Origin of the sequence: Acinetobacter sp. AHP123, assembly GCF_023757925.1 — a bacterium.
GTDB classification, from domain to species: domain Bacteria; phylum Pseudomonadota; class Gammaproteobacteria; order Pseudomonadales; family Moraxellaceae; genus Acinetobacter; species Acinetobacter oleivorans.
In genome coordinates, this window is sequence record NZ_CP092454.1 from 2,912,153 (window position 1) to 2,926,392 (window position 14,240).

12 protein-coding genes are annotated in these 14,240 nt (G+C 40.7%); 9 read left to right on the forward strand and 3 right to left on the reverse strand.

Features of this window, described 5'->3' with window-relative positions; genetic code table 11:
• Positions 1-27: 27 nt before the first annotated feature.
• From MJX77_RS13895 to MJX77_RS13935, 9 genes are all read left to right on the forward strand, one after another.
• Positions 28-1,305, forward strand: a complete 1,278-nt coding sequence (locus MJX77_RS13895; protein WP_252059374.1) for an aromatic ring-hydroxylating oxygenase subunit alpha — start codon at positions 28-30, stop codon at positions 1,303-1,305.
• 10 nt (positions 1,306-1,315) lie between these two features.
• Positions 1,316-1,801, forward strand: coding sequence for an aromatic-ring-hydroxylating dioxygenase subunit beta (locus MJX77_RS13900; protein WP_004792056.1), 486 nt, complete (start codon positions 1,316-1,318; stop codon positions 1,799-1,801).
• 10 nt (positions 1,802-1,811) lie between these two features.
• Positions 1,812-2,549 carry an SDR family NAD(P)-dependent oxidoreductase gene (locus MJX77_RS13905; protein ID WP_049836819.1) on the forward strand — a complete coding sequence of 246 codons (738 nt, stop codon included), beginning with the start codon at positions 1,812-1,814 and terminating at the stop codon, positions 2,547-2,549.
• Positions 2,550-2,583: 34 nt separating this feature from the next.
• On the forward strand, positions 2,584-3,537 hold the full coding sequence (locus MJX77_RS13910) for a PDR/VanB family oxidoreductase (RefSeq protein ID WP_252059375.1): 954 nt from the start codon (positions 2,584-2,586) through the stop codon (positions 3,535-3,537).
• 45 nt (positions 3,538-3,582) lie between these two features.
• Positions 3,583-4,539 carry a p-hydroxyphenylacetate 3-hydroxylase reductase component gene (locus MJX77_RS13915; RefSeq protein WP_080592267.1) on the forward strand — a complete coding sequence of 319 codons (957 nt, stop codon included), beginning with the start codon at positions 3,583-3,585 and terminating at the stop codon, positions 4,537-4,539.
• Between the two features lie 197 nt (positions 4,540-4,736).
• A complete protein-coding gene (gene feaR / locus MJX77_RS13920) occupies positions 4,737-5,651 on the forward strand; it encodes a transcriptional regulator FeaR (RefSeq protein WP_004701415.1) in 915 nt (304 codons plus the stop codon).
• Positions 5,652-5,859: 208 nt separating this feature from the next.
• The gene (gene tynA, locus MJX77_RS13925) at positions 5,860-8,175 is read left to right on the forward strand and encodes a primary-amine oxidase (RefSeq protein ID WP_252059376.1); all 2,316 of its coding nucleotides are present in this window, start codon (positions 5,860-5,862) and stop codon (positions 8,173-8,175) included.
• Between the two features lie 143 nt (positions 8,176-8,318).
• Positions 8,319-9,536: a hypothetical protein gene (locus tag MJX77_RS13930; protein ID WP_252061338.1), complete on the forward strand. Its 1,218-nt coding sequence runs from the start codon at positions 8,319-8,321 to the stop codon at positions 9,534-9,536.
• Positions 9,537-9,568: 32 nt separating this feature from the next.
• Entirely contained in the window at positions 9,569-11,056 is a 1,488-nt protein-coding gene (locus MJX77_RS13935) for an NAD-dependent phenylacetaldehyde dehydrogenase (RefSeq protein WP_252059377.1), read from the forward strand.
• Between the two features lie 57 nt (positions 11,057-11,113).
• Here the strand turns inward: MJX77_RS13935 and pcaD are convergent, their stop codons facing one another.
• From pcaD to MJX77_RS13950, 3 genes are all read right to left on the reverse strand, one after another.
• Positions 11,114-11,893, reverse strand: coding sequence for a 3-oxoadipate enol-lactonase (gene pcaD / locus MJX77_RS13940; protein WP_252059378.1), 780 nt, complete (start codon positions 11,891-11,893; stop codon positions 11,114-11,116).
• Between the two features lie 10 nt (positions 11,894-11,903).
• A complete protein-coding gene (gene pcaF, locus MJX77_RS13945) occupies positions 11,904-13,118 on the reverse strand; it encodes a 3-oxoadipyl-CoA thiolase (RefSeq protein ID WP_252059379.1) in 1,215 nt (404 codons plus the stop codon).
• Between the two features lie 468 nt (positions 13,119-13,586).
• A complete protein-coding gene (locus MJX77_RS13950) occupies positions 13,587-14,240 on the reverse strand; it encodes a 3-oxoacid CoA-transferase subunit B (protein ID WP_252059380.1) in 654 nt (217 codons plus the stop codon).

Sequence of the window (14,240 nt, forward strand, 5' to 3'; positions counted from 1 at the left end):
CAGGACATATTTAAAAGGACTATTGATATGAACAGTATTATCCCAACGCATAACATTGGCAATGATTACGATACTTTGGTTCAAAGTGACCGTGCCCATACTTCTCTTTATAAAGATGAACGAATTTTTGATGAAGAAATGGAAAAAATCTTTTATAGCACTTGGGTGTGGGTTGCGCATGCCAGCGAAATTCCAGAAGGCGGAAGCTATAAAACAATTAACATTGGTAAACAACCTGTGGTTGCGGTGCGTGACCGTAAAAAGAAAGTCCATGTACTTTTAAACCGTTGCCGTCACCGTGCCGCAACTGTATGCGAACATAAAAAAGGAAAAACCAATAGTTTTGTATGTCCGTATCACGGTTGGAGTTATGCACTTGATGGCAGTTTACGCGGTGTACCATCTCCAGAAAGCTACGGCGATTGTTTAGATAAGTCTGAATTGCCACTGGTGAGTCTACGTGTAGAAGAATATAACGGCATGATCTTCGCTTCATTTAAAGAAGATATTCAACCGCTTGAAGAGTTCTTAGGGCCTGCAAAAAAATGGATTGACCTGTTTATGAAACAAGGTGCGGGTTATCCAATTAAAGTGTTGGGAGAACACCGTTTCCGCTTCCCAGGTAACTGGAAAATCCAGCTTGAAAATACCACCGATGCATATCACTTCCCGTTGGTACATAAGTCATTCTTAAGTTCTGTCGATGAAAAAACCGAAGAACTCTTTAACTTCGAGAACCAACCGGGCTTTGTTGAAGATTTAGGTAATGGTCACAGTGTCATGGTGATGATTCCTGAACTGGTTGATTTAGACGAAGAGCTCATGGAACGTCCAATTCAAGAGCGTTTTGAAGACTTGGCTCAAGCTTTGCGTGACGAAGGACATGAAGAATTAGAAGTACGCCGTATTGTTCGTGCAGTCGGTGGTTCTGGCTTTAACTTAAATTTATTCCCGAATATTGCATGTTCGATGGCGTTCTTCCGTGTGTTACAGCCAATTTCAGTTGCTGAAACAGAAATTCATCACTCGGTAATTACCATGGACGGTGGTCCACAAATTGCCAACCAATATCGCTTACGTTTGCATGAGCATTTTCAAGGCCCATTTGGTTTTGGTACGCCAGATGACTCTGAAGCTTGGGAACGCGTACAACACGGCGCCAATGCTGGTAATGATTTATGGATCATGCTTAACCGTGGTTTACCGGGCGAAGTCAAAACTGAAGATGGCTTAAAAAGTGATGTCAGTGCTGAAACAGGTATGCGAGCAGCATATCAGCAGTGGAAAAAGATGATGACGGCTTAAGGAGAGAGCAATGAATATGAATCTGCAATTATTAAATGAAGTCACTGCTTTCATCTGGGCTGAAGCAGATATGTTGGACCACAGTGAATACCGTGAATGGCTCAATTTATGGAATGAAAAAGGTGTTTATATCATTCCGATTGACCCAAACCTCACTGACTACGAAAACAACTTAAATTATGCCTATGACGATAATCATATGCGTACTTTACGTGTAGAGCGTCTGGAAAATGGTGAAGCAATTTCTACAGCACCTAAAGCCAATACTGTACGTAGTGTTTCTCGTGTACGTGTTATTCAAGATCAAGATAATGAGATCGTTTTGCGTTGTGCTCAAAACTTGCGCGAGTTCCGTAAAGAAAACCTCAAGCATTACACAGCTGATATTACTTACCATTTGACTCGTGATGCGGCTACAGGCTTTAAGATTAACCGTAAAATCATTAACTTAGTTAACTCAACCGATACCTTAGCTGGTATTAGCTACATTCTTTAGGAGCGGTAACATGAAACAAGTTGTTTTAGTGACAGGTGCTGCTTCTGGACTCGGTAATGTGATTGCTGAATATTTTGCGAGCCAAGGCCATCAAGTGATTTTGTCAGCCAGTACGCTTGAAAAAGCCGAAAATGCCAAGGCACAAAGTCAATATGCACAAAATATGTTTCCCTTGAAATTAGATATTTCGGTTGAAGCAGATTTTCATGCTGCGGTGCAATGGATTGAAGAGAAATTTTCTAAACTTGATGTGTTGATTAACAATGCCACCGTCACTAAAGCAACGCCAGTACTTGAAATTACCGCAGCCGATTTTGATTGGGTGACCCAAGTCAACCAACGCGGCACCTTTCAAGCTTGCCAAATTATTGGTCAATATATGGCTAAAAAGGGCTATGGACGCATCATTAATATGGCGTCGTTAGCGGGACAAAATGGCGGTACTGCAACAGGCGCACACTATGCGGCAACCAAAGGTGCGATTGTGACGTTAACCAAAATCTTTGCCAAAGAGTTTGCGGCAAAAGGGGTGACGGTTAATGCGGTTGCACCGGGACCAATGGAGTCACCAATCGTTCATAGCGTAGTGTCTGACGAAAAAATGGAACAGTTCATCCAGAATATTCCAGTTAAAGCCTTAGGAAGTATGCATTTTATTGCTGAAACTTGTGGGTTGCTCGCGAGTCCAAATGCGGGGTTTGTGACTGGTGCAACATGGGATATTAACGGTGGTTTATTCATGCGTTAAGCCAATCGCTTAACCATGAAAAGGGAGTTAAATTATGACTACACTTTATGATGTTGTCGTTAAAAATCGCCATGTGGAAGGTGGAAATATTGCAGTCATGGAATTTGAATCTGCAACTTCTGCAACATTACCAAAAGTTGAAGCGGGTGCGCATATTGATGTGCACTTACCAAATGGTATGGTACGCCAGTATTCACTTTGTCAAAATCCGAATGACGAAGGTAAGTTTCGCCTTGGAATTTTACGTGACCCTGAATCACGTGGTGGCTCAGTCTCGGCTTTTGATGAAATTAAAGATGGGATGCAAATTCAGGTCAGTGAACCAAAAAACTTATTCCCACTTTTAAAAGCTAAACACAGTGTATTGATTGGCGGTGGAATTGGAATTACGCCGTTAATCACGATGGCATATCAACTTGCACATGAAGGTGAATCATTTGAGCTTCACTACTGTGGGGCTAGTCCTGAACATTGTGCTTTTGTTGATGAAATTAAAAATGGTGAGTTAGCAAAATACACGACTTTCCATTTTAAATCCGAAGGTGCAAGCCACAGAGCATTTTTTGAATCTGCCATTAAAAATATTGACTCGGAAAGCCATATTTACACGTGTGGTCCAGTCGGTTTCATGGACTGGGTGATTAACCTTGCCACGACTCACGATTTTCCTGAGCCACAAATCCACAAAGAATATTTCCAAGTCGAAACTGACACCTCGGGAGATTCATTTGAGGTGGTGGCTGAGCGTAGTGGAAAAATCATTATGGTTGAAGCTGGTGAAACCATTTTGCAGGCTTTGGCTAAAGAAGGCATCGACATTGAAATGTCTTGCGAGCAAGGCGTATGCGGAACCTGTATGTGCGATGTAATTGAAGGCGAACCTGACCATCGAGATGTTTATTTTACTGACGAAGAAAAAGCCAGCAATGAACAAATATTGGTGTGCTGTTCACGCTCTAAAACACCGAGACTAGTTTTAGATATCTAATGCTCTCGCGATTTATATGGATGTAAGAGAAGGTTTAGGAGAAAGATGATGAATGTATTACAACAAATAGATGAGTTTACGGTCGATCCACTACAGTTCCGACGAGCATTAGGAAATTTTGCAACAGGCGTTACCATTGTTACTGCACAAAATGCACAAGGTGAGAAAGTCGGTGTAACCGCAAATAGTTTTAACTCGGTGTCACTCGACCCACCACTTATTTTGTGGAGTATTGATAAAAAATCTTCAAGTTTTTCAGTGTTTGAAGAGGCGACACATTTTGCAGTCAATATTTTATCGGGTACCCAAATTGAGCTGTCTAATAAGTTTTCGAGACGCAATATTGATAAATTTGCCGACACCAATTTTCAACTTGGTGCAGGACGCGCACCTATTTTAGAAAATTGTTCTGCAGTGTTTGAGTGCGAACGCTATCAAGTGATTGAAGGTGGTGACCACTGGATTATTGTTGGTAAAGTGGTTCGTTTCCATGACCAAGGCCGAAGCCCGCTAGTTTACCATCAGGGTGCATATTCTTGTGTCATGCCGCATCCAAGCCTTCAAGTTAAGCAAACTGAAGAGAATGGCGTAGACCAAACACATTATGGGCATTTATATAATAATGTTTGCTATTTGATGAGTCGTGCTTTTAAAGCGTATCAAACCGACTATATCCCTAAGCAAATGGCTTCTGGTTTTCGTACCAGTGAATCACGTCTTTTACTCGTTTTAGCCAGTGGTACTGCTTCAAGTAAGGAAGATTTACCGCGTGATATTGCTATGCCAATGCAAGAAGTTGAAAGATCGGCTGAAATTCTAAAATTTGAAGGGTTATTGGTTGATCACGATAATTTGTATGCATTGACCGAGAAAGGTAAACAAACAGCACAGTATTTGTTTGATATTGCCGATAGCCATCAAAATGAGGTGTTTAAAAAGTATTCTGAGGAACAAAAGGATATTTTTATTACCATGCTGCGAGATTTTGCAGGAGTAGCATAAGTCCCATTAAGCTGATAAATTGAATTGATTTATCAGCTTCTTTACATCTAGCTGACTATCATCAAAACAATTCCAAGGATAAGGAATTTTTGGCACACAATTTGTTTATCAATAAAACAAGATTGTAAAAAGCCAAGACAGTGCACCACCACAAACGCAAAATTTTGAGCGGTTGCACATGTATAGAGAGGTAAGGGATGAACCAATATGTAAGCGATGCATTACTCACATGGACGCACCATATTAAAAGTGTGTGCGGCAATTTTGAAACCGATTTTGACGGAACCCGTAATTTATTCATTGGTGAAGTTCAGTGCTTTTTATTGGGCGATACCGAAATTGCTTTTATCAAAAACAATGCAAATAAAATTGTCCGAAAAGCCGATGAAATCGATCGAGTGAATAATCGTTTTTGTTTTTTGATTTTGCAGTATTCGGGAAAAATGCTACTCGAATATAAAAATGAAACTCTAAGCCTAAATGAAGGCGATATTGTGTTGGTCGACCCAGTCGAAACAATTTCGATGTATCCGCAAGGTTTGGTAAGTCAGATTTCAGTCCATCTATCGCGTGAAAAATTACTGAAAGAAAATATTAGTACCGAATATTTTGGAAAACTGATTACTCAAAATATGAGTGGTTTTTTGCTCAAGAATATTTTGAAAAATATGTCTGCTGAAAACATTAAACTTTGGTACGCAACCGAAGATGGTAATGCTTTTGAAGATGCATTGATAGCCTTAATCAAACCCACAATTAATTATAAAAATATAAATAGCTCAAATAATCTAATGGAAAAAGCCGAGCGATATATTATAGAAAACTTAGCAAAACCCGATTTAACCCCTAAATTAATTGCAGAGCATATTGGGGTATCGCTGCGTCATCTTTACCGTCTATTTCTTCAAGAAAATTTATCTATTAACAAATATATACAGCTCAAACGCCTAGAAAAAGTCAAAGCAGATTTGCTTGATAAAAAGAACAAACAAAGCTCAATTACCCAAGTTGCCTTGAAATGGGGTTTTTGGGACGGTGCTCATTTCTCAAAAATCTTTAAAAAGACTTATGGTATTTCTCCTAAAGAATTTAGAGAGGGTATGTCGGTTTAATTCTTTCATCTCTCAATGTCATTTTTAGACAAGTTCGACGTCATTCTTGAACAAGCTAGCCTTATGTAACTGTGTTGAAATTAAATTCATTAGAGCAGGTTAGATAAGCTTAATAACCATAAAACTATTAAGTTGGTCTAATGAATTTCACTCACAGGAAGTGCATTTTAACTATCTGATTCAGATAGTTCAGGGATAGATGAAAAGGATGAACCCAATGCGTAAACAACGATTATTGAATGACATACAAAAAATACTGGCACTTAACTTATCAATCGCTGCAAGCTTTTGGGGAATTAATACTCAAGCGTTTGCGCATGGTGGACAGGCCGAAATGGTCTCACTTTATCAAAACATGAGTGAGCAAGGCGCTAAAGTTGTCAAAGACGATTTTACCAATACTTATATGATCACCAAAGGCTCTATGGTAGTTCGAGCTAAACCCAATTCAGATCAGGTTTTGGTGAATGGCAAACCTTTCAAACTCAGCGTGCCTTTATTAATTAAAGATGGTAAACCTGTTATTGGAAAAGATTTTTTTAATGAAGTATTCCAGTCTGGTTTAGATCAAACTTTTAAAATTGAAAATACGTTTCACCCGCTCAATAGCTTAAATTCTGACGAAATTAAAAAGACCTTTGATGTGATTAATCGCTCGAAATACGCCTATAAAAATATGCGTTTTGCCGAGTTAAAGCTTAAAGAACCTGAAAAAGCCAAAGTCTGGGATTACTTTATTAATCACAAAGAATTTAAAGAAGATCGTATTGCCTCATTTATTTTGTTAAAGGGTAGTCAAGCGATTGAAGGTGAAGTTAACCTTAACACTCAACAAGTCACCAAATGGAATGTACTTAAAGACACTCATGGAATGGTGTTACTCGATAATTTTGAAGCCGTACAGCGTGTAATTGAAACGAGTAAAGAATATCAGGAAGCTTTGCGCAAACGCGGCATTACCGATGTGAAGAAAGTGATTGCTACACCGCTAACTGTTGGATATTTTGGCGGTAAAGATGGTCTGGATAAACAACTCAATATATTAAAAGTTGTTGCTTATCTCGATGTGGGTGATGGCAATTATTGGGCGCATCCTATTGAAAATTTAGTTGCTGTAGTCGATTTAGATAAAGAAAAAATTATCAAGATTGAAGAAGGTGCAATCATTCCTGTGCCGATGGCAAATCGACCTTATATGTCGAATAAGCCCGTAGCAAGTAAGCTAAAACCACTCAATATTATTGAACCTGAGGGTAAGAACTTTAGCATTACTGGCCAAACCATACATTGGGGGAACTGGTGTTTGCATGTGGCGTTAGACTCTCGTGTTGGCTTACAGCTTTCAACGGTGACCTATAAAGATAAAGGCGTTAAGCGTAAAGTCATGTATGAAGGCAACTTGGGTGGAATGGTAGTTCCATATGGTGACCCTGATATTGGATGGTACTTCAAATCTTATTTGGACTCTGGCGAATATGGTATGGGAACACTTACCTCATCTATTCTTCCGGGAACTGATGCACCAGACAACGCTGTTTTACTTGATGCCGTGATTGCAGACTACAAAGGGCAGCCACAAGTAATTCCAAATGCCATTGCTGTATTTGAACGTTATGCTGGACCTGAATATAAACATCACGAAATTTTTGGTAACCAAGATGCCAGTGAAGCCCGCCGTGAACTTGTGGTGCGCTGGATTAGTACAGTGGGGAACTACGATTACATGTTTGACTGGGTATTTGCCCAAAATGGTGTAATTGGGATTAATGCGGGTGCAACGGGTATTGAAGCTGTTAAAGGCGTTAAATCACGCACCATGCATGACAGTACTGCAAAAGAAGACACCAAATATGGAACTTTAATTGACCATAATATTGTGGGTACAACGCATCAGCACATCTATAACTTCCGCTTAGACATGGATGTAGATGGGGAAAACAACAGCTTTATGCATATGGACCCTGTGGTGAAAGCCAATGACAAAGGCGGTGTTCGTACAAGTTCAATGCAAATTGACAGTAAAGTCATTACAAATGAGCAAAATGCGGCTGAAAAATTTGATCCATCCACTATTCGCTTACTCACGAATTTCAACAAGGAAAATAAATTAGGTAATCCGGTTTCTTATCAACTCATTCCTTTTGCAGGTGGAACACACCCTGTGGCGAAAGGAGCCAATTTCTCTAAAGATGAATGGTTATTTAAACGTTTGAACTTTATGGATAAGCAAATTTGGGTGACTCAGTACAATCCAGAAGAACGCTACCCTGAAGGGAAATATTCAAACCGTTCGACTCATGACACAGGGTTAGGACAGTTCATTGGCAACAATGAAAATATTGAAAATAAAGACCTAGTGGTGTGGATGACAACAGGGACAACCCATGTCGCACGTGCTGAAGAGTGGCCAATCATGCCAACAGAATGGGTGAATACACTCATCAAACCTTGGAATTTCTTTGACAACACACCGACTTTAAACTTGGGTGAAGAAGAGCAAAACACACAGCACGACCATCACTAAACGGGTACATGATCTAGAGTGGGTAACGAATCGGTTACCCATAGCTGAGCGCGGGTAAGTCGTTCGCAAAAAGGAATTTCTCAATGAAAAATTTATTTTCTCAGGTTGTGCGAGGGACTCTCTTTGTCTCATTTTTTTCAACTGTGCATGCTGGTGAAATTGAAATTAAACCGACTTTTGAAGCAACTTTTGGGGCTTTTAGTAGCGGTAAAAGCTATAACGGTGAAAACCTAGAGGATGAAAGAATCAATTGGCAAGAAGGTCATCTTAAATATGGTGCGAAGGGAAACTACACCTTTAAAAACAATCAGCTCTATGCAAGCCTAAGTGGTATTAGCTCGGCAACATTTGGTGATGGTGACGCAGGCCAAAATAGTAATGGTAAAGAACGTAAAACAGATGTGAATGAATGGATCATTGGTTTTAAAGACGGTACCAATAAAGATGAGTTAACGACCTATGATTTAAGTATCGGTCGACAAAATATCATGATTGGTGACGGGTTCTTCATTGCGGGTGATGCGTTAAACCTCGGTAAAGCACCTGCGGATGGCACACTAGATCGGGGCGGAGCATATTATCTGGCAGCTCGTCGAAGCTTTGATTTTACAAGTTTGCTTCAATACAAATGGCAAGAGAATACAACGCTAAAGCTGGCTTATTTAAAGTCCGACAATAAAGCACAATTTTCACCTGAACTCTTTGTGACTGATCTGATGTATCAGCTTAAAGATAAGGGCGTTGGGTTTACCTATTTAAACGTATTAGATCTTAAAGATGCTGAACAGGTTTCAGGGCGCGAAGATCTTAAAAATTATGCTTTACGTCTGAATTATCAACCTTTGCCAGAGCTACAAGTTAAAACTGAGTTTGTGGTGCAAGATAAAAAAGATAGCCACGAAAACGCTGGCTACTTAGCGCTGAACTATAATTTTTTATCTTCAAAATATACGCCCTCATTAGGCTACCGCTTTAGCCATTTTTCAGACCAATACGACCCTATGTTTTATGGAAATACGGTCGGATTCGGTACATGGTTTCAGGGCGAAGTTGCCGGAAACTATGCTGGTCCATTCAATAAAAATGCAGATATTCATCAAGTCTCTTACATGATGAACTTAAAAGAAAATTTTATGTTGGGTGCTTTGGCCTATAAGTTTAAAACACTAAATAAGTCTTTAGCCAATGTGGATGGTCATGAGCTGGATGTGTTTTCAGTCTGGTCGGTCAATAAAAAATTCAACGTTATTCCTTTAATGGGACTCTATAAACCAAAACACGATATCCATAGTGGTGGTACTCAAAACTACGATGATAAGACCAATGTGTATGCACAGTTGATTCTGCAATACATCTATTAATAGATCCTTTTTAATGAATTGAGAGAAATAAAATGAGTGAAGTCCAGATTTTACAAAGCGTACAGCAATTTATGGCACGTCAACATGGACACTTTATTGATGGAAAGTTAGTTGCTGCCGAGCATTTAGACAAAGTGGATATTGTAAATCCATCTACTGAACAAGTTGTTGCTCAAATTAGTATTGGTAGTCAACACGATGTCGAAAATGCGGTGAAAAGTGCTGAACATGCTTTTCAAAATGCTTGGGCTGAAACTACGCCGTATGAACGTGGCGTTAAACTAAATAAGTTGGCAGATTTAATTGAGCAACATGGTGAAGAACTTGCACAGCTCGAGTCGTTATCTACTGGAAAACTTATCAATATTTCACGGCATCTTGAGGTCACACAATCTGTTATTTTCTTAAGATATTTTGCTGGTTGGGCAACCAAAATTAATGGTCAAACCATGCAGCCCTCTATTCCGTCTATGCAAGGTGAGAAATATACAGCCTTTACTTTAAGACAACCCATTGGTGTGGTTGCAGGGATTGTGCCTTGGAATTTCTCACTGATGATTGGCGTTTGGAAAATCGGTTCAGCGTTGACAACTGGCTGTACCATTGTGCTTAAACCAAGTGAGTTTGCCAGCTTATCTTTATTACGTTTAGCCGAACTTGCGATTGAAGCAGGTATTCCAGCTGGTGTAATTAATGTGGTTACGGGTAAGGGCGATACAGGGCAATATTTAATTGAGTCGCCACTCGTTAAGAAAGTCTCATTTACAGGTTCAGTACCAACAGGCATTGCCATTGGTAAACTCGCGATGAGCAGTGATTTAACCCGTGTAAGTCTAGAGTTAGGCGGTAAAAATGCCATAGCTGTTTTGGCTGATGCAAATATTGATGAGATTTTACCGACTTTGTTGCAAGCAACTTTTGTACATCAAGGCCAAGTTTGTGCATCCCCAGAGCGTTTTTTTGTACACCGTACAAAATATGATGAACTTGTCGAGAAACTCTCTAAAGCACTTTCGCAGTTTAAAATTGGATCGGCTATGGATGAAGGAAGTATGTTTGGTCCACTCTCTAATCAGCCACATTTTAATAAAGTAAAACATTATTTAGATATGGCTAAAGCCAACAACCAGATTATTGCTGGTGGTGAGGCTCTAGATCAGACAGGATATTTTGTACAGCCGACTTTAATTTCCTTCAAAAATACGGATGATCCTTTATTTTCAGAGGAAACTTTTGGTCCAGTAGTCGGGGTAATGCCATTCGAAACTGATGAAGAACTTATTCAGCTTATGAATCAGTCGCGCTTTGGTTTAACCGCAAGTATCTGGACAAATGACTTATCTAAAGCTTTGCGTTTAATTCCTAAAATTGAGGCAGGGACCTTGTGGGTGAATATGCATACGTTCTTAGATCCATCAGTTCCATTTGGCGGTGTAAAAGCTTCAGGAATTGGCAGAGAGTTTTCTGATGCATTTATTGAAGATTACACCGAATTAAAATCGGTCATGATTCGGTATTAAGTTTAAAAGCTACAAGATATAAAAAATGGCCTTTATAGGCCATTTTTAATATTAAAACTAACCTAATAAAAAATCTTTTAAGATTTTATTAAAAGCTTCTGGCTGTTCTACATTGGAAATATGAGAGGCATCTATTTCTGCAAGTTTTGATTGTGGAATCTGTTGCTGCATAAATTCACCATCTGAAACGGTTGTTACAGGATCTTGAGTTCCAGCAACGACTAATACAGGAATTTTGATGTCTTTTAACTGCTCACGGACATCCGCTTTAGCCAAAGCCTCACAACAATTGGCATAACCGATTGCGCTGCCAGCACTTAAGTCGTTACACAGGTTGTTGACAATTGAAGCATGACTTTGGATAAAGGGATCTGTAAACCATCTCGAAGCTGCTGTAGCTGCGATCGGTTGTAAACCTTGCTCACGTACTAATTTTGCACGGTCAAGCCATGCCTGTTCTCGTCCAATTTTAGCGGCAGTATTTGCCACAACCACATGACTAAAACGGTCAGGGTAATGAATCGCCAGCCATTGACCGGTTAAACCACCCATAGAAATTCCACAAAAAGCAGCTTTGCTAATATTCAGATGATCCAGTAAACGGACAACATCTTCACCTAATTGCTTTACAGTGTAAGGACCTTCAGGCGTAGATGATGAACCGTGACCACGAGTGTCATAGCAGATCACAAAAAATTGATCTTTTAACTCATTAAACTGTTTTTGCCACATACCATAATTGGTGCCCAAAGAATTGGAAAACACCAGAGCAGGGGACGACGGTTCGCCAAAAGTTTGATAGTTAATTTGTGCATCGGCAGATTGAAAAGATGGCATTTGTTTCTCCTTAAAGTGCTTCAACACGTTCAATAATCAATGCGATGCCTTGGCCTACACCAATACACATTGAACACATAGCGTAACGACCACCTGTTTGCTCAAGCTGGTTTAAGGCTGTAGTTACGAGGCGTGCACCTGATGCACCAAGTGGATGGCCCAAAGCAATTGCACCACCGTTTGGATTTACCTTGTTGCTATCATCTGGTAAACCTAAATCACGGGTCACTGCTAAAGCTTGTGCAGCAAAAGCTTCGTTAAGCTCAATCACATCCATCTGATCTAAAGTCAGGTTGGCTTGTTTAAGTAATTTTTTAATCGCTGGTGCCGGAGCAAAACCCATAATGCGTGGTTCTACACCCACTGCTGTTGAAGCAATGATCTTGGCACGTGGTTTTAGGTTATAAGCTTGAACTGCATCATCAGAAGCAATCAGTAGAGCGGCTGCACCATCATTAATACCTGAAGCATTCCCGGCAGTCACAGAACCATCTGCTTTAACCACAGGTTTAAGCTTGCTTAAAGCTTCAAGTGTGGTCGATGCACGTGGATGTTCATCAGTATCAATCACAACAGCATCACCCTTACGCTGAGGGATTTCAACTGCCACGATTTCTTTAGAAAAAAAGCCTTTGGCTTGCGCGCTTGCGGTGCGTTGTTGGCTCACCAAGGCAAACTGGTCCTGATCTGCACGATTAACGTTGAACTGTTCAGCGACGTTTTCGGCAGTCTGGGGCATGGTGTCTACACCATACAATTCTTTAAGTTTAGGGTTAATAAAGCGCCAGCCCATGGTGGTGTCTTCAATCTTCTGGCTACGGCCAAAAGCACTGTCAGACTTACCCATCACATAAGGTGCACGGCTCATGCTTTCCACACCACCTGCAATCACCAAGTTCGCTTCACCTGCTTTAATAGCACGGGCAGCAATAGCAATCGCATCGAGTGATGAACCGCACAAACGGTTAATGGTGGTTGCTGGTACTTGATACGGTAAACCTGCAAGCAGTACTGACATACGGCCGACATTACGGTTATCTTCACCTGCTTGGTTAGCACAGCCATAGATCACATCATCGACCTGTTCCCAATCTACATTCGGGTTACGCTGCATGAGCGCTTTGATCGGCACAGCACCAAGGTCATCGGCACGGACAGGTGCAAGGCCACCGGCATAACGGCCGAATGGAGTACGGATGGCATCGATGATATAAGCGTTTTTCATTCTTACATTTCCATTTTGAAATCTGTTGCTGTCACTGCCACATCGTTAGACTTTTCCAGAGTTTGCTGGCGATCATCATGGTTACTAAGTTAAAAGTAGTCATGACAGAGTCTTATCGTGTTGAGTCAAATACCAGTAGCTAATTCTTGTCACTTTTTTAAAAAAGTAACCAAAAACCTTTGTTGAACAGAGGAGGCTTCCATGCCTCCCTGTCCAACGGGCGACATCCATGTCGCCTGTCACAATAGCGAATTACGGTAAAAACCAAATTAATAAGCAAGAACCGTATTCAATGAGTTCCATTCTGTGTTTCGCGGTGGCGACATGGATGTCGCCTCGTTGCTCAGCACAACAGGGATGTTGTGTCTGAGTAACAAAGGATTTTTGTTACTTTTTATCCTTAAAAAGTAAGGCATTACTTATACAAAAAACTTTTGCTTTAACTCATAATTTGGGGCTGTTTAAATCTTACCCTTGAGTCGCATCAGTCAAAGTTGCACCAGTCAAAGCCTGTAACTCATCGAAGCTAAGACCTTCAACTTTCTCAATCACCTTTAAACCATCTTTGGTCACATCTATTACACACAGGTCGGTGTAAATACGGTCAACACAGTGTTTACCCGTAACCGGATAGCTCAGCTCAGCCACAATCTTCGGTTCACCTTGCTTGGTCACATGGTCTGTGGTGATAAATACCTTTTTAGCACCTACAGCCAAATCCATCGCACCACCCACCGCAGGAATCGCATCCGGTGCACCCGTGTGCCAGTTGGCCAAGTCACCATTCGCTGCAACCTGAAATGCGCCAAGCACTGCAATATCAAGGTGTCCACCACGCATCATCGCAAATGAATCGCCATGGTGGAAAAAGCTGCCGCCTTCAAGCATGGTCACAAACTCTTTACCTGCATTAATCAGTTCAGGGTCTTCTTCACCTGCCGCTGGTGGTGGGCCAAATGCCAATAGGCCATTTTCAGAATGAAGAAAAATATCTTTATCGTCAGGTAGGTAGCTCGCGATCTTGGTTGGTAAACCAATACCCAAGTTCACATAGGCGCCATCTGGAATATCTTGTGCCACACGTTTTGCAATCTGGTCACGGCTGAGTTTCTGGTAGCTCAT